This window comes from Pseudoalteromonas sp. bablab_jr011, from assembly GCF_016464045.1.
Taxonomy (GTDB): domain Bacteria; phylum Pseudomonadota; class Gammaproteobacteria; order Enterobacterales; family Alteromonadaceae; genus Pseudoalteromonas; species Pseudoalteromonas lipolytica.
Genome location: NZ_JACDWU010000135.1, coordinates 1 through 23861, shown reverse-complemented (window position 1 = coordinate 23861; position 23861 = coordinate 1). Strand labels below are relative to the sequence as shown.

Annotated in this window: 16 protein-coding genes and 1 pseudogene; 4 read left to right on the top strand and 13 right to left on the bottom strand. The window is 39.5% G+C overall.

Features of this window, described 5'->3' with window-relative positions; translation table 11 throughout:
* Positions 1 to 47 precede the first annotated feature (47 nt).
* On the top strand, positions 48 to 1196 hold the full coding sequence (locus JIG41_RS06230) for a hypothetical protein (RefSeq protein WP_180311020.1): 1149 nt from the start codon (positions 48 to 50) through the stop codon (positions 1194 to 1196).
* Positions 1197 to 1252: 56 nt separating this feature from the next.
* Here the strand turns inward: JIG41_RS06230 and JIG41_RS06225 are convergent, their stop codons facing one another.
* The 3 genes from JIG41_RS06225 to JIG41_RS06215 form a co-directional block, all read right to left on the bottom strand.
* A complete protein-coding gene (locus JIG41_RS06225; protein WP_199524437.1) occupies positions 1253 to 2866 on the bottom strand; it encodes an RICIN domain-containing protein in 1614 nt (537 codons plus the stop codon).
* 183 nt (positions 2867 to 3049) lie between these two features.
* A complete protein-coding gene (locus tag JIG41_RS06220; protein WP_199524436.1) occupies positions 3050 to 4657 on the bottom strand; it encodes a diguanylate cyclase domain-containing protein in 1608 nt (535 codons plus the stop codon).
* Between the two features lie 463 nt (positions 4658 to 5120).
* Positions 5121 to 6251 carry an AraC family transcriptional regulator gene (locus JIG41_RS06215; RefSeq protein WP_249406619.1) on the bottom strand — a complete coding sequence of 377 codons (1131 nt, stop codon included), beginning with the start codon at positions 6249 to 6251 and terminating at the stop codon, positions 5121 to 5123.
* Positions 6252 to 6481: 230 nt separating this feature from the next.
* Between JIG41_RS06215 and JIG41_RS06210 the strand changes: the two genes are divergently transcribed.
* Positions 6482 to 7294: a DUF2306 domain-containing protein gene (locus JIG41_RS06210; RefSeq protein WP_199524435.1), complete on the top strand. Its 813-nt coding sequence runs from the start codon at positions 6482 to 6484 to the stop codon at positions 7292 to 7294.
* A 55-nt stretch (positions 7295 to 7349) separates the two neighbouring features.
* On the opposite strand, the gene JIG41_RS06205 is transcribed toward JIG41_RS06210, so the two are convergent.
* Positions 7350 to 8351: a family 43 glycosylhydrolase gene (locus JIG41_RS06205; protein ID WP_074989021.1), complete on the bottom strand. Its 1002-nt coding sequence runs from the start codon at positions 8349 to 8351 to the stop codon at positions 7350 to 7352.
* Between the two features lie 313 nt (positions 8352 to 8664).
* On the opposite strand from JIG41_RS06205, the gene JIG41_RS06200 reads away from it, so the two are divergent.
* The gene (locus JIG41_RS06200) at positions 8665 to 8973 is read left to right on the top strand and encodes a hypothetical protein (RefSeq protein ID WP_036966705.1); all 309 of its coding nucleotides are present in this window, start codon (positions 8665 to 8667) and stop codon (positions 8971 to 8973) included.
* 147 nt (positions 8974 to 9120) lie between these two features.
* Here JIG41_RS06200 and JIG41_RS06195 read toward each other — a convergent pair whose 3' ends face one another.
* From JIG41_RS06195 to JIG41_RS06175, 5 genes are all read right to left on the bottom strand, one after another.
* A complete protein-coding gene (locus tag JIG41_RS06195) occupies positions 9121 to 11229 on the bottom strand; it encodes a TonB-dependent siderophore receptor (RefSeq protein ID WP_199524434.1) in 2109 nt (702 codons plus the stop codon).
* A 366-nt stretch (positions 11230 to 11595) separates the two neighbouring features.
* Positions 11596 to 12183: an ACP phosphodiesterase gene (locus JIG41_RS06190; protein WP_074989023.1), complete on the bottom strand. Its 588-nt coding sequence runs from the start codon at positions 12181 to 12183 to the stop codon at positions 11596 to 11598.
* Positions 12184 to 12414: 231 nt separating this feature from the next.
* On the bottom strand, positions 12415 to 13161 hold the full coding sequence (locus JIG41_RS06185) for a type II CAAX prenyl endopeptidase Rce1 family protein (RefSeq protein ID WP_065978630.1): 747 nt from the start codon (positions 13159 to 13161) through the stop codon (positions 12415 to 12417).
* A gap of 272 nt (positions 13162 to 13433) precedes the next feature.
* Positions 13434 to 14519: a DUF4785 domain-containing protein gene (locus JIG41_RS06180; protein WP_199524433.1), complete on the bottom strand. Its 1086-nt coding sequence runs from the start codon at positions 14517 to 14519 to the stop codon at positions 13434 to 13436.
* Positions 14520 to 14529: 10 nt separating this feature from the next.
* Positions 14530 to 15396 carry a hypothetical protein gene (locus tag JIG41_RS06175; RefSeq protein ID WP_036966690.1) on the bottom strand — a complete coding sequence of 289 codons (867 nt, stop codon included), beginning with the start codon at positions 15394 to 15396 and terminating at the stop codon, positions 14530 to 14532.
* Positions 15397 to 15750: 354 nt separating this feature from the next.
* On the opposite strand from JIG41_RS06175, the gene JIG41_RS06170 reads away from it, so the two are divergent.
* Positions 15751 to 16440, top strand: a complete 690-nt coding sequence (locus tag JIG41_RS06170) for an alpha/beta fold hydrolase (protein WP_036966687.1) — start codon at positions 15751 to 15753, stop codon at positions 16438 to 16440.
* A gap of 148 nt (positions 16441 to 16588) precedes the next feature.
* Here the strand turns inward: JIG41_RS06170 and JIG41_RS06165 are convergent, their stop codons facing one another.
* The 4 genes and pseudogenes from JIG41_RS06165 to JIG41_RS06150 form a co-directional block, all read right to left on the bottom strand.
* Positions 16589 to 18178 (bottom strand): Na/Pi cotransporter family protein, encoded by a 1590-nt coding sequence (locus tag JIG41_RS06165; protein WP_036966685.1) that lies wholly within the window; start codon positions 18176 to 18178, stop codon positions 16589 to 16591.
* A gap of 378 nt (positions 18179 to 18556) precedes the next feature.
* The gene (arsB, locus tag JIG41_RS06160) at positions 18557 to 19579 is read right to left on the bottom strand and encodes an ACR3 family arsenite efflux transporter (RefSeq protein ID WP_199524432.1); all 1023 of its coding nucleotides are present in this window, start codon (positions 19577 to 19579) and stop codon (positions 18557 to 18559) included.
* Between the two features lie 855 nt (positions 19580 to 20434).
* Positions 20435 to 23158, bottom strand: a complete 2724-nt coding sequence (locus tag JIG41_RS06155) for a TrlF family AAA-like ATPase (RefSeq protein WP_075593790.1) — start codon at positions 23156 to 23158, stop codon at positions 20435 to 20437.
* A 598-nt stretch (positions 23159 to 23756) separates the two neighbouring features.
* A pseudogene (locus JIG41_RS06150) lies at positions 23757 to 23861 on the bottom strand (IS30 family transposase); the annotation flags it as partial.

The window sequence follows — 23861 nt, the reverse complement described above, 5'->3', positions numbered from 1 at the left end:
GATAGTTAACTTAGTCTAAAAACTTGCTGTAACTTAACAGGATAACTATGAAAAACGTTTTACTTGCTACCAGCCTTATTGCCTCATCATTTACTGCGTTTGCAGCAGAGCTAACTGTTGAAGAGGTTCGTATCGAAAAAGCGACAAAAGCCATGCCAACAGTGTTAGCTGCTTTTTCGAAAGAGGTCTCGCAATTTGAAAAAGACTGGCAGGCGGTGTCGAGCTACCAGCAAGCAAGTGATCTTATCGATGATTATTCAAAACAACTTTGGCGCAATGCAAAAGCACGTATCAGCAAAACAAATAGCTTTGATGACCGCGAACTATATTGGGCACGCCTCCTTTCAAGCAAAGTGATGCGTACCAGCAAACCACAGTTTGCCATCACAGACAGCGAACAAACCGCATTATTAATCATGCTTGAAAATGGCAGCCGTGGTCGCACCGATCTTGATTACAGCAAAAAAACCGACAAAAAGATCTTAATTACCGGCTTTGATCCCTTTTTACTTGATAAAAACATTAACCAAAGTAACCCATCGGGCGTGGCAGCGCTTTTGTTAGATGGTCAAGTGATTAGCTATCAAGGTATTAGTGCCGAAATAAACACGGTAATGGTGCCGGTACGCTATGAAGACTTTGATCAAGGTATTATTGAATCATTACTTGCACCGTATTATGCGCTGAATAATGTTGATATGATTGCTACGATCAGCATGGGCAGTAAAGATTTTGATCTTGAACGCTTTCCGGGTAAACGCCGTAGCGTCACTGCGCCAGACAATGCGAATATAGTGTATGGCGGTACTGCAACTGCACCAAAAATATCACACCTTCACGACCGCCCATTGCCGGGTAATGAATTTGTGACTTTCAGCCTACCTGTAGAGCATATGCAAAAAGCGAAAGGCCCATTCACAATCAACGACAATCATAAAGTGGTCACTCTTGAAAAAGCATTTGAACCACAATCACTGAAAGAGCTTGAAGGTGCAATTGCGGTTAAAGGTGGCGGTGGTGGCTACCTATCAAACGAAATTTCGTACCGGAGTATTCGCCTACGCGATGAGCTTAATTCAGACATTCCAACGGGTCATATTCATACGCCACGTATCGCACAATTTGAGCCCGAAACAGAAGCCAAAATCGTTGCACAAATAAAAGCCATGCTTGAACAGAGCTTAGTCGCACTATAATAAACTTGCTCAGCGCCTGTGAAAACATTCGCTGAGCAATAAAACGGGCTCTTAATCTATTGAGGGCCCGTTCCTCCATCTACTTGGCTACCCAAAGTATTTGCACTGTCTAATCGATATGGGTAAAGCTGCACATCACTAAAGACCGTTGCACCACTATCACGATATTGATCTGTTGCTGAACGTCCTGTGTAAATGTTTCCTGAGGCACTAAAATATCCAGAGCCTTGATTCCAATGAGGCTTTGCTGAGTTTTCAAAATAATTGTTCTCAACAAGTACTTCAGCACCATCACTCGCACTAATTGCAAAATAAGTAATGTTTTTCCAGTAATTATTAAACATATGAACGCGTGAATTATAGCCATCTATTTTAGGGTTTCGCCCTGCTGCTGTATCCCAAAAGTTGTGATGAGCAGTCACCTGAGAGTTTCTGAATAAATGAGTGTACCAATGCTGATTAGCGCAAACTTGGGTGTTATAACCATAGAAGCGATTCCAACTCAGGGTAATATTCTGACTATTATCAATATCGATATAGCCATCACTTATTTTGTTAAAGGCCATATGATCAATCCTAACATGGCTACTATCATCAATTGAAATACCATCGCCCGCTTCTACAAGTGCAGGATTAATGTTTTCGAGCATGACGTTTTTAATAATAATATTTCGTTGCTTGCTTATAACGAGGCTAGCACCCACTATTTTTGAGTTTTTACCTAAACCTTGTAACGTTTTATTAGACTGAACAATAATACGGCGTTCATTACGCGTCACGTTTACCGGTGAATTTGAAGAGCTGCCCAATTCACTACAGCTTTGATTCCCAACAGGCACTCGGTACCATGTTTTACCGTAATCGTTCCATTGACCACAGTCTAAGGGACATGCCTGTACCGTTCTGTTACTGGTCTGGCAGTTAATCGTCGTGTTATCAGGTATGTGGATCACCGCAGGAGATGCCGAGCTTAACGCCGTATTTAACGCGTTACAGCTTGTTACCGTAATAGGTGTTGCATTACCGCCACCCGTCGTTGTTGATAAACCATCTTGGCCTGGTTGTGCAGCAAATCCCACTAAATTACTTGGCGTTGGTTGGCTGCCGCCGCCACTGCTGCTGCCACATGTCGCATCAACAGGGTTTATGAACCATCTTTGAGAACTCATACCTGCGTCATCATTTTGATAAACATTAGCCGCATTGTTTGACCCTGCCACAGTCAATGACTTATTAGTTAGCTTATTCGTAATATTAAATCCGCCTGATGACGATGCTTTAAGTTGCCAGCGTTGATTTGCGCCCTGCCAATCATCATAAACAATAACGTTTGCTCCATTAGACTGAGACGAATCAAGCACATCTAACACTTTACCATTATACTTAGAGCGGATAACCCAATAGCCATCACTCTCTTTAATAAATTGAAACTTTTGATTATTGCCCCCCCAATAGTCATACGTTATGACATTAGGTGCAGCTCCCGAATCAGTCGTATTAATATCTAACGCTAAGCCAGAGCCTCGGTTAATAACAGAATACAATTGACCTGATTCAGGCATAGCATTGCAATCTTCAGCCTGCACTGAATAACAGGATAGCGCTCCTAACAAAGCAAACCCCCACTGCAGTAGTGAAGTTTTTTTAGATTTTTGTGTCACTTTATACATAAAACAAATCCCTTCTCTAATAGTATTATTAAATTACATATTTGAGCATTAAGATTAATTCACATGTAAAAAATTAAAAACTAAAATGTATAAGTTTTGTAAACAGATGTATAAATAGGGAGAGCCTACCGCTACAAAAAGGCGTGTTTTTATAATTATATTAAAGCAATAAAGATTATAGAATTAGCGACTTAACACACAACAATTTCGGCCTTGGGCTTTTGCCTGGTATAGCGCTTCATCAGCCTGCTTAAACAGTGTATTTGAGTCAAACTGCTGTGATACAGGTTTACTAGCAATGCCAATCGATAATGTTACACATTTAACGTCCTTTCGCCCCTCATGCACAATGGCAGCAGACTCTACTGCTTTACGAAGTGTTTCAGCGACAGCGAGTGCTGCTTGCGCATCAGTGTTACTAAGCACAATAACAAACTCTTCGCCGCCATAACGTGCAACAAAGTCAGTTCCTCGTTTTGTAAATGCTTTTAGAACTTGAGCCACTTTACAAAGCGCTTTATCACCTTGGTCATGGCCGTAATAATCATTATAAAGTTTAAAGTGATCGATATCAGCAACGATCAACGACACGTTTTCGTTTATATTCTCAGGGTCATTCGCAAGCGTTTCTAAGTGAGTATCCAGCGCACGACGATTTGCCAAGCTTGTCATCGCATCGGTGTTGCTTATATGCCTTAACTTTTCGTGTCGCTCTATAATTTCTGCTCGCTGAGTTTCAATTAGCATAAATAGCTCATTCATCCCCCGACCTAACTGATGAAGCTCATTGTCGCCTTTATATTCTGCGCGCACAGTGAAATCTTTATGATTAAGCGCACTGCTCACCGACACAAACATTTCTGACAATGGCCGCAGTAACTGCTGATTAATATATAAATAAAACAACATAAATACCGAGCCCGATATAAGCAGCCCCGTGATCAAAGAACTGTCAAATAAACTTCTATCATAGGTGCGTTCACGCATTGGAATAGACAAAACAAATAGCAAGTTAGCGTGTTTATCTTGCACTCCTATATAAAGCTTTTTGTCATGCTCTATCGGCGTATTAACGGTATTTTCATGGCCAAAAAACGACGTGATGTACGCATTTAAAGCCTGTGCTTTTTCACCTTGGTAATACGTAATATCGTCAGCTAAGCCAGGGGTGAGGTTTTCAATAAATTCTTTATCAATAAAGCTCCACAATAATAGCGTTCCAACAGGAGAACCTGTTCCATCTGATTTAGTCACGTTATAAGCAACCGTCACCGCAGGTAATTCATTAATTTTTAAAAAGTGAATTTTAGAGGTCATGGCTTTTGACTCTGCGATGATCTCTTCAGGTAAAATAATCAAATCATTGTCTAAAAGGTGCTGGGGTACTTCGAGTATGTCTGGTGAGTAAGGTTGATAATTATTATCAAAGCTTCCTCCGCCAATGATCGTCGCGTTGGTGTCGTAAAGATACCAGCCATTAACGTCTAAACGCTCAAGTGCATCCGCTATTACATAATCATTGTTGAACCACGCTGTACGGCGGTTTTTGGCTGCATCGTACATGCTATCCCATGCTGCACTATCGAATACCATTTTCGATAACGCATCTATTTGCTGTTGAAGCTGAGATTCAACTCGCTGGATGTCTATCCGATCATTTTGTTTAGCCATCATTTCAAAGGTAGGCAATATCCAAAAATGCCGAATAATCGTTTGCGCACTAAGAATAGCGATGCAGGCTGCTGTAAAAGCCAGTAATAATTGCTTTCTGAGTTTTGTGCCTATCACCATAAAATAGTATGCCAAATTGTAAAAAACGAAATTAGTATTAAAAATTATAACGCTGTTTCGTGTGTTTGCTTATCAAGTTGCAATAAATCAGTAAATTAAACGCGTTCAAACCATCAAGGTTTGACCTTAAAAAGGGAACGTAACAATTGAAACTAGGTAATCAATCGTGGAGTTTTTTGGCCTTAAACATACAAAAACAATCGTCGAAAAGCTGTTAATACACGGCAATAGACGTAGTTAAATGCACTGAAAAAGGCGTCGTTAAATACACTAAAAAGCCCTGTATGAGTACCTTGTATGAGTACCTTGTATGAGTAACTTGTATGAGTAACTTGTATGAGTGCCTTGTATGAGTGCCATTTGGGTGAACTCTTGGGGGGTATTTTTTAAATGGATACACACGTTTGCATTAAATAATTGCAAAAAAAATCAACAAAAATAAAAGGAGGAAAAACTCACTCATCTACTCAGCAAGCTCAGGTAAACTTGAATTTTGCACCTTATCATTTTGTTTTCTAAACTCGTTTGGGATCACGCCCACGATACTTTTGAACACACGATTAAACGTAGCCAAAGAAGAAAAACCACTTTCCAATGCAATACTCAAAATGCTCCAGTGCCGTGCTTCATCTTTCAGTAATAAGGCCTGAGCATGCTTAACCCGATACTGATTAATAAATAAATTAAAGTTAGCTACTTTGTAATAATGTCGAATTGCGCGACTTATTTTGTACTCTGGCACTGAAAGGGCTTGCGCAAGATCTGAAATTTTTAAGTTACTTTGTAGGTATAATTGCTGCTCATTAATCAATTGGTTTATCCCTTTAATGAGCTTTGGTGATATATCCATTTGCTCAAATGGCTCATCAACTTTAGCACGATTCACTTCATCGCTTGTTTCGCTTTCAATTTGATTACTGCAATGCGTTTTATCTCTACTTTGTAAAACCATGACAACCTGCATTGCTAACACAATTAATAAGGCAGAAGAAGTAATGATAAACGGCTCGTATGCTTGGATATCGGCTTCACTAAACAGGAATTTAGGCAGAATGCTGGCATTAAAAACCGCAAAAGCGTAACTACTAGCAAAAATAATTGCCTGTAATTTTTGGCTTTCATTTTTTTGTTTATAGCCCCTCAATGCTTCCCAAAATGACAGCACAAGAATACTGGATGACAGTAAAACTGTTATTTCATTCATGCCTTGCTTTAAACGCCACATTTGCTGGCTATCGGGGAAAGGTTGAGCGTCGATACTGACTAAGTAATGCCACGTTTGGTTGAACATAATCAGCCCTGCAATAGACACTGCAACTGCAATATGAACACCTGATATAGGCTTACTTTTACGAAATAATGTTCGTGATACTAGCCAAGAAACATTACACGTTGCACACGTAAATAATCCAATTAAATAGTGATAGACGCCAATCGTAGGAGCGCTGAGCTTTTGCACCCCCACCATACACAGCGAGCCGCAAAATATCGCAAATAAATAATGAATAAGCTGCTTATCGTTTTTTAATGCATTAACCAGCATGAGCACCATACAAACAATCACAAGGAAGTAATAGGAGGAATTATTTTGCATAGCCATTTATGCCTTTAAAAAGAGTGTGCTTATTCAATTATCGAGCGTTACACGTATCTTACAAACTAACTTTCATCTTAGCAAAAAGACTTTGTTAGTGAATGTGTCTAATTAATTCAACACACAGGCAAAAATTAACACGATTTCATTGCTCAAATTTCGAATTTGAGAAGAAATTAAGCTGCAGCCCTTTATATTTGAGGCATTATAAAAGTGAAATGGAAAGAGACATGGCTCCCCATACAACAACACCCCCCCCTATTAACCTACTCGAAACAAGTAAAAAGCTCTGGTTTATTTGCTTACTCCTTGCGCAAACCTGCTTTGTGACTTACCTCATCCTCGGTTATGCAGTAACAGGTATTACTCATGGTTTATCACAGTGGACTCGCCTGAATAATACAGCGTACATAGCAAATGATATGACCGGTAACGTCATGTACGCTGCTCATGTTTTACTGGCTGTTATTATGATCATCGGCGGGAGTTTGCAATTAATCCCCACATTAAGAGCAAAATATAAAACATTTCACCGCTATAATGGCTATGTGTTTGTTATATTGGCGTGTTGTATTTCACTCGCAGGATTGTACTTAATTATAGTAAGGGGAACTGTTGGTAATACACTGATGCATGCGCTCACCATGTTTGGAGGCTTATTGGTCATTGTATCGAGCATATTTGCAGTAAAATCGGCTAGAGCGCGTAATATCCATGCTCATCAAATATGGGCTATTCGTTTATACCTTGCTGCTAACGGCGTGTTATTTTTTAGGCTGATGATTTTTGCATGGTTTATCGTATTTGGTTCACTGGGAATAGATACCGCCACTTTCACCGGACCGACGGTCATCTTTATTAGTTTATGCTCCTACGTGTTCCCTATTTTAATTGCCGAGTTAGTGAGATATGCAGCTAAAAAAACCTCACATAGATTAATAACACTCACTTGTGCCTGCTTAATGTTACTGATATCTGCGATATTTTTGACCGGTTTATTCGGCGTAGTCCTTGCAAGCTGGTATCCCGCTATCGTTGCTTAATATAAATACAACAAAGCCACCTAATTAGGTGGCTTTGAATTTAGCGTAATGCTCATTAATACAACGCAAATAACGGTCTGCCATTTTCGTCATAGTTAACTTCCATAACACGAGCATGTCGATTTGGATCATAGAGTGGATCTTTAACAATCTCTTCAAGCGGACGCGTGTCGGTTTTTGGCACAACACTTGGTTCACCCACTGCGTGTTCGTAGTCACGAGCATGGTAAATACACAGAGGTGTTTTATCGTCTTCGGCCACCGTAAAACAGTTATGACCCGGACCAAATATTTTCTTTTCAACACTTGTCTCAAACACCGGCATACGCGTTTTTGTCCATGAATTGCGGTCTAACAGATCGCTGTTTTCATCGGCTTCCATGTAACCCATGCAGTAGCATGCACCTGTTGCACTTGCAGAAAAAGCAATGAAGATTTTACCGTTATTCTTAAGTACGGCAGGACCTTCGTTAACCCAAAAATCAACACGCTCCCAATCATAGTCAGGCGTGGTCAGCATAAACTGTGTTGTTTTTAGTTTTATTGGCGATTCCATTTCCGCTAAATACAAGTTTGATGCAGCAAATTGACCACCCGTTTTTTCTGCCCAACAGCAGTAACGCTTGCCGTTGTTTTCAAAAATTGTGGCATCTAATGAAAAATCGGTAAATGACTTATCGTCGCCATCGGCTGCTTGCATCATACCTAGCTCAACCCATTCATCATTTAATGGATCTTGGCCTTTACATTCAAGAACATAAGGACGTAATGCCCAAATATCGTCTTCTTGGCTGGCTGCAAAATAGATATACCATTTACCATCAAGATAATGGATTTCAGGTGCCCAAATATGACGGCTCATAGGGCCGCTGTCGTGCTTGAACCAAATATCAAACGTTTCTGCGTCTTTTAACCCTTCAAGAGTCTGTGATTTTCTAAGTTCAATACGGTCGTAGGTTGGTACAGAGCCAGTAAAATAATAAAAACCATCATTGTGCTTATGTACAAACGGGTCGGCACGCTGCTCGACTAACGGGCTATTTGTTTTTAATGTCATCTTGAAACCTGATCGTTAAATTTAATTTGTATTATTTTATTACTTTTAAGTAAGAAAACAAATATAACATCATTTTTAACAAACAGTGAAAAGAATTGTCGATAAGCGACCGACCTCATAAATGATACAAGCATGACCGACTCTCGACTCTGCGCACACCTTAAACTACATAAATAGCATAGTAACTTCTTTGCTGAATAAGCAACAAACCATTAGTCGCATTTATTCTGAAAACGAATTAATCCTGCAAAATATTGTTGGCCTCGTTAAAGCTTAGGTATAATCTCTTTTTCGACTGAATTTTGGTTTTTAAATGAAAAAGCTTTCTAAAGTACAACAAAAACAACAAGCGCTTGTATTAAACGTTGCCGATGCCCTTGAAATTCAAGGCCGCGCAGAGCTTGAAGGTATGGTGCAATGCTGGTTTGATGTTGAATATCACTTATTTCCAGGCTCATTATTGCTTTGTTTTCAGTTCGAAAACCAACAAACACTCGATGCTGCAACCCCAGAATTATTAACGTGGCAAAAGCGCCTAAGTGGCGCAATGCTAAAAAAAGGCGTGATTTTAAAAGACATGCGCAGGCACTTAGTATTTACCTTAAAAGGGCCTGATGATTAATCGTTAAAATATAATACCGGTTACAAGGGGCTAGCCTATTAGTCCTTGTAAGCAGAGTAAATTCACGCCTACGATTAAATAGCAACGTGTTGCAATAATCGTAGGCATGACTGTAGCCATAAAGGGCTTAGCTTAGCGCCAACCTCGTTAAAAGGTATATTTTAAGCTTAATTTATAATTTATTGGCTCGCCTGGCTGAGTCCAAATAGCAGAATAAGAGTTGGCGTAATATTTTTTATCCAATAAGTTATTTACATTAAATTGTATGCTTACATCATTGTTCACATGATATTTGGCAAACATATTTACTAAAGTGTAAGAAGGTAAATAATAAGTAGGATCAATGGTTTCACCTAGCCTTTCACCAACATATTGTACAGCGAGTCCAACCGTTGCATTTAAATCGACTAAGTCGTTTAAATCTCTTTTTATTTGAGCATTAGCACTGTGTTTAGGAATATTAAGTAACGGACTCCCCTTTGGCAGTTTTACCCACCAGTCAGGATTAACAGTGTCGTTTGCTGTTTTGGCATCTGTGTAGGTATAGGCAAAATCGAATGACATACTGTCTGTCATGTCACCATGTAAATCAAGCTCAATGCCATCACTTGTCACTTCACCTAACGCCGTTGATACACCTGCTTGCAAGTCTGTTGTTAACATATTGCTTTTTTCAGCACTAAATACTGTAAAACTACCACTGACACTGTCGGTATTAAACTTGATACCGGCCTCGAAAGAAGCGGTTTCTTCAGGCTCAAATGCATCGCCGTTACTATCGTAACCACTGTTGGGTCTGAAGCCTTCAGAATAACTCGTGTAGTACTGCAGGTTGTCTGAGTGGGCATACACTAAACCCACACGCGGGCTAAATGTACTTTGATCACTTTTAGACTGCTTTAGATTAATATGATTATCTATTTGCTGATCAAACCAATCAAAACGACCACCTACTTGTACTTTCCATTGCTCACTGACATCTATTTGATCTTGAATATAAACCCCATAGCTATGCTGTACTTCAGTGCTGTTATATAAAAGTGACCCTTCTGGCGCTGTTTTTCCATACACAGGGTTGTACATGTTAATGGCATAACGGGTATCTTCCAGTGTAGGACGGTATCGATACCACAGTTTATCAAAGTCGAACTTGCTGGCATCTGCGCCAATTAATAAATGGTGTGTAAAACCAGCGAGCTCAACACTCCCGCTAAGCTCTGTTCGCGCAGAAAGATACGCTGTTTGAAAGTCGCGTTGATTATGTTGCCGACTTAATGTTTCGCCATCTTTAAAATAAACTTGTCTACTGGGTGCCAGTTCGGCATCACTTGATTCACTTAAAAATTTCGAATCACTGTAACTAAAGCCATTCAAAAGAGACCATTGTCCAATTTGGTGTTCAAAAGTAAGTTGATGAGAAATAGCATCGACCTCTGTTGGCTTGTCACTGGGTTCACCTAAAAAAGTCTCAATGGGTAATGAATCAATTTTTCCATCAATGGCAACAATACCGCGGTCAAAGGTTGTGCTTTGATCGACATACTCAAGTTCATAATTTAACTTTGATGTGTCTGAAATTAACCATAATATTGAAGGAGTAACCACCCTTTTACTTGACTCATGGTAGTCTCGGAAACTTTCACCATCTTCGACAGCCCCGTTTATTCTAAAAGCAACGTGCTCTGAAAGCGCGTTAGTATAGTCGGCTTCTGCACGGTAATTTTGCCAGCTTCCCCCCGTTACTTTTACATAACCCTGCTGTGCAAACTGTGGCTTTTTAGTAATAATATTAATTGTACCGCCAGGCTCAGAACGACCATAAAGCGCAGAACCCGGTCCTTTCATTACTTCTACGTAATCAATATTACTCGTATCACGCGTACCGCTGAAGCTTCTCCCAGATGAATAACCATTAATTAAAAAGCCTGACGGAATACTCTCATCACCGACTAATCCACGAATAGCAAAGCTTTCCCATAAACCGCCAAAATCATTTTGCTCAGCAATACTTGGGGTTAAATCAAAGATATCGGTGAGCGTGTTCACACCCGCATCATCAAGACTTTCAGTAGAAATAAATTCAACACTTTGTGGTTGTTCGTTCAGAGGAATGTCCCCACGGAACGCTTGCCTAACACCCGATACAGATATTTTCTCTATATTCGGTGACGCTGTTGTTGCATAAACAGTAGGAGTTAAAAGAGTGCTAATAGCAACTGAAAGGGCTGACAAGTGGTATCGGTTAATTATAGTCATTCTATCTCTTGGGTATAAATACAGCTTAATCGGTTAGGTTCTTACTCAAATAGTGTCAATAGAACCCATAAGATACTGCGTTGAGTGAGGGTAAACTTACAGGCAAAGGTATGTTTATGAACATGAAAACAACAACCATTATCATTTAGATAATAACTAAACATAATAAAAAGCGCCACCCCCTTCCATATAAATATTACAAAAGTATTGAATGACTAAATTAAGGGGGTTGTGAGGACTAACGAGTGAATTTTTAAAAACCTTTCGCACATCGCAATTTTACAGCAACGATTAAGCAACAGGCCATTGTAATCTTGGCATAACTGGCTTTCGTCGTGGGGGTTTTAATTCGGTATTTATAGTTGCTTACAGCTTTTCAATCGCCTGCTGTTTCACATGTTCAACCAATTCAGGGAAGAAAGCTAAAAACACGGCGTCTAAATCATGGTAATGACGGGCAATGTCTTCAGCTGCGCCCGCAAAGTTATTAGCAAAGCGAATGCGTCGTGCAATGTTATCGAGCGCAAGACCTACTCCATCGAGAGTTTCGTACTCTTTAAACCAGTCGTTTTCAGTCATGCTTTTTACAACATGCTGCATACGCAAAGGCATCATGGCGCGTCGCGCATTTAAAAGCGAATAACTCATGTGTTTAAAGTCATGCAATGGTTGGCTATTAAAACGCGACCAATGTTGAATTAAAAAATGATCAAACGCCACATCAATTGCAACACTGGCAAAGCGTTTACGTGCAGGTGAAAAGTACTGTTTGGCCTCTTTAACGAGTGGATGCGTATCAGTAAATTTATCAACGAGGTAGTGATTTTCAAGGCCAAACTTAACGGGCTTAGGTAACTGTGCCAAATGCCTACGCCCACCAAAATCTCCCAACAGATTGCCAAAATGCGAATCAGCCGTTGGTTTTGCTAAATAAAGATGAGCCAAGTAATTCAACGTATTCTCTAAGATAATGTGTTTATGACAGTTTAAAAGATAACAGGCTGTAGAATCTAGGGTGAAGGCTAAACGTTAAAGCCACAAAATGCGGATTAAGACTCTTTGGCGCTAAATAAATTTCACGGCTACAAAAAGCATCCCAAATCACGGTTAACCCTAAAAGAGGCTTAACCGTGAATGGTTAAAGTAACGCGCCCAGCGCCTATAAACACAGTAATCTCGTTGCGGCTACACTAACTGCCCAACTAAGTTCACCGAATTATGCGCCAAAATAGGAAATACAAGGCTGCCTGTACGCTCTCTTAACCACAGTAAAATAAAACCATAGGTGCTCGTTAATGCGATTCTAAAGGTAGAAAAAAACCATTCTCCCTCGCTATACATGACCCCATGCGCTAAACCAAATAGTAAAACCAACAGTAAACCAGCAACATTTATTGGCGCACCCAGCAAGTTAAAACGCGTAGATATAACTGCTAAAGAAAAACAAAACAATAATACCCCTCTAAACATAGGCTCTTCATCAAATCCGGGGATGACTGCTTGATACAGTAATGTTTCAAGATCATAGTTAGGATCGCTTCCTAAAATCAGGGTGATAACTACCTGCAAAATGATAAACAAACCCATCATCATAAACGCAGGTTCAATAGAGCCTTCATTTTGCTTAAAGGTAAAACCAGCCTCTTTAATTTTAAAGTCTTTTTTAAAGCGAATTAAAGCAAGTAATACACACCCCCAGAGTATAATGGCGGCTATTTTTCCTGACCAATTCCACCTAAGATCTGAGAACAATACGTCGAGTGGAATAATCGCTTTACCATTAAATAAGGCGAAGCAATAACAAATAAAAATGACTAATGATATGCATAACCAACGAGGGCTAATGGTCACTTTTTTAAGTAACGTTAAGAGCAAAACAATGAAAGCTATAAAGCCAATATTGGCCAATACTGCTAAATAAATACCTGGCATTCCCTTTCCTTAGTAAAATTGTCAGTCCCACATTTTTATGTCCAAATTTTATCTTAAACATAAAAGGCGCATTATTAAACAGATATTTAGCCCTTTAGTGCGAAATAAATTTCACGACTTCAAGTAACTTAAAATACTTTGATACAGCTGAAATGGCTTTAGTGATTAAGTGGTGTAATCAACTTACTTAGGGGGGTCATTTGCTTTATAGCTCAGCCTTAAGGCACAAAAAAGCCGGTTTATGCACCGGCTTACAAATTGGTTAGTTGTGTTTATTGCCCCTGTGCAAACTTTAACATTCGCGTTTGGTCGGTAAGTTCAATATCCACCAGCTCAAACGGGGCTTTAGCAGCTTTTGAAACAGAAAATGGCATCATAAATTGATCATAGTTGTCTATTTGCTTAGCCACTTCTACTGTTGCTAGTTTTACGCGTTCGCCCTTATCGCCTTTACCGGTTAAAGTGGCACGAATAGCGTAACGCCCAGAGTCAGTAACTTGCACAGGCACCCATGCTTGGTACTGGTTGTTGCCAAGTGCCGTAACTTTAGCATTATCCATAGTAATGGTTTGCGAACTGTTCACAAACGGCATTTTTATAGAGCGTTTTACAGTTTGCCCATTTACTTTTGTTTCGACATTCGCCTCAAGCTCATAATAGCCATTTGCTGCACCGAGGGTTTCAAGCGGGTATGTGAAAACTGCCTCACCATTTTCATAGCGTACATCAAGTTGCTCGCCTTCAGGGCTGTATAAGCTAAGTTGCACCTCGTTATCTTTAACGCGCTTTTGCCCCATACTCAACTGCATGCCTACGCGCTGCTGCTGGTCGTTTACTTTAAATTGCGTTTTGGCATGTAAGGCGTTACGCGAGCCTTTTTCAATAACATGTACTAAGTAGGTGTCGTTGTCGTTAAGCGCTTGGCTTGTTTTTAACATTGCCTTAGCGTTAACTTGGCCAAGCTTAAGGCCAACACTGCCATCAGTAAAACCGGCATTTTGCATTTGCTCACGCGCTGCAATAGCGTGCATTGGCAGCTGTTGCGCATTGGCATCACTCACTGAAAACTTATCGAGCTGCAAGCCGCGAGGTTTAAACACTTCACCGCTCTCAAAACGCGCTTTAGGGGCGATACGAATAAAATGTTCCGCTTGGTTCACAAACACCGGTACACCGCGCTTTAGCTCTTTGCCTGACACGCGTTGCCAATACTCTACGCTGTCTTTTTCAAGCATTTGTAACTGCGCTACAGACGCCGATTGAACCTCAGGAAATTGATAAACGGTTTGCTCATTTGCATTTGCCGCAGAGCTCACAAGCAGTATTGCAGCACATATTTTGCTTAAATTATTGATCATTGTCTGGCTCCTAAATTCGATTTTTAATCATGTCTGGCAAGCCAAAACAATTGCGACGACTTTGCTGGTGGCTTAAAGGCTCACTGCCTTTCGTGCGTGATTTATCTGTAAACCACACCACCCCCGCTAGCGACTGAGAGCTACAATTTAAAAAACCATCTGAACAGCTGTCTAACCAATTTTGTGTCACTTCAAGTGCCACTTGATTTTGGTATCCGCCGCAATAACTATCGCTATCCCACACAGCCGAATCAACATCACTGCCGACAACCGTTTCAAAACGAGATGGTAAACTTGGGCGGTTTGGTGTGCCGTACAACCACTGAGCGTTATACGATGCCATCCACGATACTTGTTGTTGTTTTACTGCATCGTTGCCATAGCCCAGTAACCACCCTAAGCTTTGCTCAAACGAGTTGCCCGCAACAACCGCATCAGCCAACGGCGTGCCACCACTTGATGGAGCCAGTGCAATGGTGCGCGTTACTTTATTAATAATATTTGGAAAACGGCTGTCCCATGTCGGGTTCGATAAAATCCAACGCACCACATTGCCACCGTTAGAATGAGTGATCAGTGTTAAGTCAGTAATATTTTTATTATTTATAAATGTGGTTAGCTGCCCAGCTAAACAGCCCGCGGCCCCATCGGCCCACATATACTGCTCAAAGTCACAATTGATCACCGTGTAGTTACTGGTGTTTGGTAAACCTTGGCGTACCGTATTAACAAAACTGCCTGTCCAATAGTCGTTATATGCATCTGTTTGCTGGCCTGTGCCGTGAACAAATGCAACCCCTTGCGCCGCAAACGCGCTGTGGCTCATACCCGCGGCCAGTACTAATGCCGGCACTAGTGAGAGTGTTTTTATTTTCATGTGTGTTCCTGTTGATTGTAATTATATCTATCAGGTTGGAGGAGTGACCTCCGATCAGAAAATAGACTAAACAGGTACGATTGCAAGAAAATATTTACAATTATTTAACTTTAGTGTTGTTTTTAAGTACAAATTATTAGGTTTTGGGAGAGAGGTTAGCGGTTAGCGATTAGCGGTTAGCGATTAGCGGTTAGCGATTAGCGGTTAGCGATTAGCGGTTAGCGGTTAGCGGTTAGCAAAATAAAAAATCATGCATTGCATATTACGAAATAGTGCTGCTGCACGAAAGTACTATATCCAGCCCTGTTTAAATTTCATACGTTGTAAAATAATTGTTAAACAGGAGAACACTCAATGAAACGCCTACTCACTTTATTTACCCTCTGCTTGGGTATGTGTACAACTGCTTTTGCAGCATGTAGAGATAATGTGGTACTGGTGCATGGCAACACTGCATCCCCCTCTAGCTGGAACAACACCATCAATGAATTAAAACGAAAAGGGTATGCTAGTAGTGAAATTTTCACCCCAGATTGGGGCTCAAAATCTTGCGCTAGTTGCAATGATCACAATGGCAGTGAAGAAACACCAGTACGCAACGCCATTCTTACGGCTATTAACCAATCATGCACAGGTCAAATTGATATTATTGGTCATTCAATGGGGGTCACACTGGCCGCACAACAAATTTATAAATTAGGCATGGCAGCATACGTTGATACCTTCGTTGGTGTAGCCGGTGCAGCTCGCGGCTTATTAAGCTGCGGCGTTTACCCGTACAACGTGTGGAATAGTACATGTGGTTACTATGGTTTGTCGGTGGGTAGCCCCTTACTCAACAGTATTTATGGCGAGGCATTGGGCGACAAAGTGTATTCTATAAAGAGTTACTCTGATCAAATCGTATGCTCAACGGGCACATGTTATGTGTACGGTATACACAGCAGCCGTTTATGGAATGAAAACGCCACTTACACTTATGTTTTAGGGCATTTTGGTTTGCAAACCGACACCTATGTAAAACAAGTAAGCTTAATTCAATAAAGCCAGATTCAAGCGTACAGAATATGCGCTCCGTACGCTTGAATACCCGCACTGTCAGCTTACTGATCAAAACACCTAAAGCAATTAATACATACCCAAACATATGTCATTTATCAATTCACTCAACACAGCTTGAGTCATGTTTACACTATAATTCGGCATTTTTATGTGAATACATTTTATGTAAGTTCAATAGTTTATCTTTAAGTCGTTGCGAGTAAGTCACAAAATTTGTCAGCGCGCCAGCGTCTTTTCTATTGGTATCGGCAAGCAGCATTAACAACTTTCGCTGCGCTTGATTAAGGTGCAATTGCAGTGACTTCGCTGCTTTTTCTATTTCATCATTTTTAGGTTGTTCAAGGTGCTCACTCGTATGGGTAAACAGGGTAAGCGTATCGCTCGAAAGTTCGCGGATCAAAATCAATATATCGCTTTTTAGCTCAATAAATTGCTCATTCATAATGCGTTTGCTTTCAAACAGATCGATGATGGAGTCGTGAATTTGAAACAAATAATCAAAGCGATTAATTTGCAGCATTAATTCTCGTGACTGCTCTTCATCATTGATTTTACTAACAATAGTCGTGAAATAAGTAATGTATTCCTTTTCAACAAAACTGGCATATTCCAAGCGCTTTTGCGCGGTGTCTTGAATACCCTTAAAGTTTGTTTCTAGGCTAAGCGTGACTTGGTTGTAATTCTCTTTCAAAAAGTTAAGCAGTTGTTGGTTCCCCGACTCCAGTTTATCAACAACGTGCTGAAACTCTTCATCTTCTTGGTAGGTAGGTAACTCAAGACGTTCAAAATCCATTTTGCCTTCGCCAAGCAGAAAATCCACAAATCGCGTAAAAGGATTAAGAAAAAGAATAAAAACCAAGCTGGCAACCACATTAAAAATAAAATGAATATTCGCCAACGCAATTGCTGGCTCCATCTTGATTTCACTTAACTTATTACCAAACAGTAAAATGAAAGGCAGAAACAACAGCACCCCACCCACATTAAACAAAAAGTGACTAAGCGCGGCTTTTTTCGCGGCGATATCCATGCCAAACACCGCAATCATGGCTGTAGCCGTGGTGCCAATGTTCGCGCCCATAATAAGTGGCACGGCATTCTCAAGCCCCAAAATACCTTGTTGTGTAAATACGATTGCCAACCCCGTTGTTACCGAGCTCGACTGCACCATAGCAGTAAATACACAGCCCACTAAAATCGCGATAAGCGGATTTTGCGGCTGCGTTAAAATTTCAATTAATGCGGGGTTATTTTGCAGCGGCGCAAGTGACGAAGAAATCAGGTTAAGGCTAAAAAACACAAAGCCGAAATAGAAAATAGCCTTTCCAAATATTGAAAAACGGTTACGAGTCAGCGACAGAAAAAAGCCAATAATAATGATCACAGGGGCAAACACAGTTAGCTTAAAAGCCACCAGCTGAGCTGTGATGGTGGTGCCCACGTTCGAACCGAAGATAATACCAACACTGTTTTTAAACGTTAACACCCCGGCATTTACCAGGCTAATAGTGATCACCGAGGTTGCAGAGCTCGATTGAATAAAAGCCGTCACCACCGCACCAATTAACACCCCTAAAATGGGAATATTCGTTGCGCGACTTAACGACTTACGAAAGTGCTCGCCAGATATATTCTCGATCTCCCGAGAAAAGTTCTCGAGACCAAAAATAAAAAGAATAATGGCGGTAAGCCCAGCCATGGCTATAGTAAGATTTTCCATTCGCTTATAAAGTACTGATATTATTAATCAACATCGATACAAAAAAGTATAGATTTGAGTACCTTATAGCGCAATGATCGAAAACAAACTAACTGGTTTTAGGGGCGAGTTGCAAGGAACGAGATTCGAGTCGTAGGAGGCGTTTTAACGCCGAACAAAAAAGGAGATATTAGATATCAGTCGTTAGAAGTCAGATGAATGATCTGACCCCGATAAAGTAGACATCGCGCGAAATAAATTTCACGCCTACGGTGCATAGTGTAGGTTATAGATTGGTAAAGGGGTTTGGCAAAAAGAAGGACCTGATAATCATATAGAAAGCTCCTCCGCTCAAAATAAATTTCACGTTTACAGTCTAGTTTAGGTGCTAAATCTCTATTATTCGGTAAACCAATGTTTAGTTTTATTCACAATAGCTACAAGCGAAAGCATAACGGGTACTTCAACAAGCACGCCAACCACCGTTGCTAATGCCGCACCAGAATGTAAGCCAAAAAGAGAAATTGCTACGGCTACCGCCAACTCAAAGAAATTTGAGGTGCCAATTAAACAAGCGGGTGCTGCAATGCTGTGCTTAAGCTTAAGTTTTACCGCAATAAAGTAAGCAATAATGAAAATACCGTAAGTTTGAAGAATTAATGGGATGGCAATTAATACAATATTTAATGGTTGCTCAATAATTGTATTCGCCTGAAAACCAAATAAAAGTACCACGGTTGCCAACAAGCCAATAACAGAAAACGGCTTTAACTTATCCAATAAGCCAGCAATAGACGCTTCGTCTCGCCCTGAACGATTAATACTTTTTCGTGTAAGTACACCCGCGATTAAAGGCAATAACACGTACAACACGACAGATATAAACAAGGTGCCCCACGGTACATGAATATCTGTCACACCGAGCAATAAACCAGCAATAGGAGCAAAAGCAAAAATCATGATGATATCGTTTACCGACACTTGCACTAAGGTGTAATTAGCATCGCCCTTTGTTAATTGCGACCACACAAACACCATCGCAGTACAAGGGGCTACCCCCAGTAAAATCATACCCGCAATATATTCTTGAGCCGTTTCTGGTGAAACAAAATCGGCAAACAATCCTTCGAAAAACAGCCACCCTAATGCAGCCATAGAGAACGGCTTAATAAGCCAATTAATCACCAAGGTTAATACTAGGCCTTGCGGGTTTTTACCGACCTCTTTAATGGTTGAAAAGTCGACCTGCACCATCATTGGGTAAATCATCACCCAAATAAAAACAGCAACAACCACGTTGACGTGCGCAACTTCGAGCTTTGCAATCGCTTCAAACAAAGGCGGATAAACAATGCCTAACGCAACCCCAGCGGCAATAGATATCGCGACCCACACAGATAAATAGCGCTCAAAGATTCCCATACTTGCACTCCCTAGTTACAGTAGCTCGCCATTCGAGTTATGGCATTTTACGCAGCATATTTTATAAAGCTAACTCATGTTCATTGAAGGTCGGTTTATTCACTACCGCATAAAAACAGTGTGTTTTAGAACTTCCCTATCTTCACTTTAAATTGATGTTAGACACCTATCCTCATTTGTCTACCTAGTATTTTGATATTTAATCGTTTTTATAACTTAAAACAAAATACTGAATAGCCAGCTGTGTTGCGCTTTACTCTGGGGAAAGAAATGGGGTCAGGTCTTGCTTTTTGACTTTACTCTAATTTACTCGCGAAATAAATTTCACGCCTACGGTATCGTGTTTAGCCTAAGCTATGTGCAGGCACAAACTAGCTTATATACGTTTTCCCCTTGCTAACTCGCTCCCTCGCTAACTTGTATTCTTAATCTGACTTCTGACGACTGATATCTAATAACTCTTTTTTCGGCGTTAAAACGCCTCCTACAACTCACATCTCGAAACTCGTTCCTCGTAACTTTCCCCTCGCAACTCGCTAACTTTCTCCAACAAAAAAGCCGTTACATTGCTGCAACGGCTTTTTGGCATTTGAATTTAATCATGATGACTAGAAATGAAGTTTGTGACTAAAAATCAAATTTTTCTATAAAATAGTTAACTAATTTAACTAATGAAGATTGTGACTGACTTTACACTATGGTTTTTGAATTATCAATTATCTAAAATTAAGTTTGTGACATATGAATCTCAGAAAATTGAATTTAAAGCTGCACCTCACAAAAGTGGCCATTAAACTCAAATTTCAAATAATCAATCACTTCAAAAAATCATGAGTGAAAATGGTGATGCAGTATTCAAACTAATGCTTGAATTCCATATTTACGCTCACGTTTTTCAAAAGCATAGCTACCCCCTTCGAGTATATTACAAATACTCGCTTTAGTGCCTACTCCATCTGCAATCGTCCCATCTTCTAATGCACCGGAATTATAACTGATAACTTCGCTCTCGTTGTTAGCTACAATTATCTGTTCTGCATCAGTATTAACAACTAAGTTTGCATTATGTGTAACTATAATGACCTGACGATATTTCTTAATTTTCCTGAATAATGGCACTAACTGGCTCATGATAAAATCATTGTCCAAGTCATCTTCAGGTTGATCAAATACAAAAGGGCTGCCAAATGGATCTGTCGCTAATTTAAGACAGACATAGAATGTACCTCTTTGACCCACACTCAGTTTATCTACTGTTTTACCTTTATATTCAAATTCAGCATTAACATAAAGGAATGTTTTCATGCTTTCAGGTGAGAACAAATAGTTAAGTAGCTCGAATCTTCCACCTTGATTGAAAAACTCTGATCTCCAAAAAAAATCTTCAATCGAAATTAGTACTTGTTGCCCATGCTCATCCACATCACCTTCACAAGCAATTTGTTTATTCCCTTTTATCAAATTAAAAAAGTCATCAATTGCAGTGGATTGCCGTATAGCAAACATCTCTTCTAAACGTTTTGCTGTTGTTTTGGATTGTGTAGCCCTAAATTTTCCTCGGTTTAGACATCTTTCAAGCCCTTCATAAAACTTTTTACTATCAAAAATAATGCTGCCATTGATATTGATTTCATCCAACATAGAAGCAACCAATTCATTTTGCTCATCATTCCAATGTTTTTTTTCTAATTTTAGCGATTGAAATTTGTCATCTACTTTCAATTTTTCTTCAATTAAGTAGTTACGGTACGATGAAGCTAATTCTGCTCTTGATTTAACATAGTCATGATATTGTTCTGTCTTAGTTTGTATTTCCTGAAGTTTGGAATCTGCTGTATCAATAGCCAATTGGTACTCAGAAATCTTATCCAATAACGATGATATGTCCTGATTTATCCCTTGTTGTTGAAAAGCTACAACAATCGCTGAGTTACCAGTACTTAACTGTTCAATTTCACTTTCAAATTGCAAAATATTGGAGGTGATTTTGTCATTTGTAGCAGTAGTGTTAAGTAAGGGGATTTGGTTTGGTTTCAATAGCTTGAGATTAACACTACCTAAACTATTATTAATATCATTTATAGACCTAGTTATTGCTGCTTGAACCTCTCTTAGTTCATTAATAAATAACTGTTTTTCGTTTATCGACTTCAGGTTAATTTGATATTGTTCAATATGTTGCTTATTTTGAGGGTTAGTTATAGTTGCCATTAATTTAATAAATTTCTCTTTAATGGCGTTTTGATACGTAGGAGTATTGAGCCTGTTGCCAACGTCATCAGATAACTCCCAATATTGAACAAAACTCCTATATTTGCCTATATTTTCAGTAATTGCATTTGATGTCACTGAATCGAAAGTTGCTCCATGAATACCTAGCATTCGTTTTATTTCGTCACTCAATTGGCTCGGCTCTTGGCTGAAGTTTTGAATATCCCCCTGAGATACGTGCAGATATGAATATGTATCATCTAATGAGTTAAACACCAGCTCAGTACCATCACCTTGGTCAAAAGTAATCTTCAAACTATTAACCTCAACCCTACGAGCATTAGTAAATACTGCTTGATGATTAAACATTGAATGCATTGAGTCTAGAAACAAGCTTTTCCCTGTACCACGCCCCCCAATAATTGCCACCATATTAGGGTTTAACGGAATAGTTTGCGGTAGGAATTTAATTGCTTGACCAGTAAAAATTTCACCATTTAACTGAATTGAAGTGAATTTAGGTTTTATAAACGTTTTTTCAATAAAATCATCTGATTGTTGAACTCTAATTTCTGGTTCAATTAATGCCTGCCTTAGCCCTTCAAACGTTGGCTTTGCTTTTACCCACGTATAGTTTTCACCAACAGAAAACCTGCCATTTTTGGGATCGCTTATAAAACCATGTGCATCAGAGCAGCAAAAAACAGGTTTAGGTACAGCACCTTCATACCTATCCAGACAGTTTAAGAAAAATTCCCGATCATCTTTAGTACCAAGTAATAGCTGACCTTTTTTCTCTATTTCTATCGCCATTGCAATAGAACGACCTTCTCTCTTTGGTCTAAAACCACCATAACCATTTGGACATACAGCAATGAGATAATCGACACCAAATCGAAAACTTATTTTCATGTGTTCAATTAAACTTTCAAAATTAACCGTAACATCGGAAGGTTTAATTCCGTTTTGAGTAAATGAATTTTGGCAGCAATAAATTGCTTGTTGAAAACCTCCTGTATTAGCAATTTGAAATTTAGATAAGGCTTCATTTATTTGAGCACTGGTAATATGTTCTGCGAAAATACAATGAACATTTATCCACTCTCCGTCTTTATTAGGTTGGGTTAATCTAAACTCAACATTACCTAAAACAGTAATATCAGCGCCTTTTTTGGCTATCTCTTCACGAATGACTTCAAGCTCATTATCTGCAAAATAAAAGTAATTAGTCACACCAACAAGGGCAATATCATTAGTAATTAAAGCATCAACATAATTTTCGATAGTTGTGCCATTATATTGATTGTTCTGATGCGTGAATGGCGAATGAACGTGTAAATCCCATTTATTCCATATTGAGCCAATCATTTTCCTTCCTTAAATTGGATAGAACTAATTTTAAAAATAAATATATTATCTTCATTGTGTTTTATACATTAAGTGATCGGACTCTGGTTTTGCAACTAAATAATTAGATATGTATTTTTCAGAAAACTAATCTGATTAGTGTTTTGCAGATGATGTAAATATAGCGAGAGAATAACTAACAAATTTCATACTGAAATGAGCTGGCTGAATGTCTGCAACATAAAGTTGAGCTGATCACCATAACTCTCTACAAGCGTCTTTTCATCGCTCAAAACCGCCATTAGAGCATTTACGTTAACTCATTTTTGGTAAAAACGAGTTAACAAAAAGGCGAACCATTTGGTTCGCCTTTTTAGTGTTCTACTGGCTAGATTGTCACAATCTTAATTACCTGTCACAGACTTCATTAAAACTGTCACAATCTTCATTACCAGTTATCAAATCATGATCAGAGTTATTTAAGTTTGGGAAAATGCAGCCTCAAAATGCTCATTTTCCTTTACCAAACTTAAATTTATAGATTGGGAATTTCTATTATTAAAATTTACTTTAAATATTAACAACGCGAATTCAACCCCGAAGTGCACCACTCGCTAAATTAGGCCGCATTGCGTAATTCGTTAAACACAACGACAGGCTGTTTGTAACCTAGGCACTTTCTAGGTCTGGCGTTTAGCGCACGTTCTATATCGGCCACCTGCTT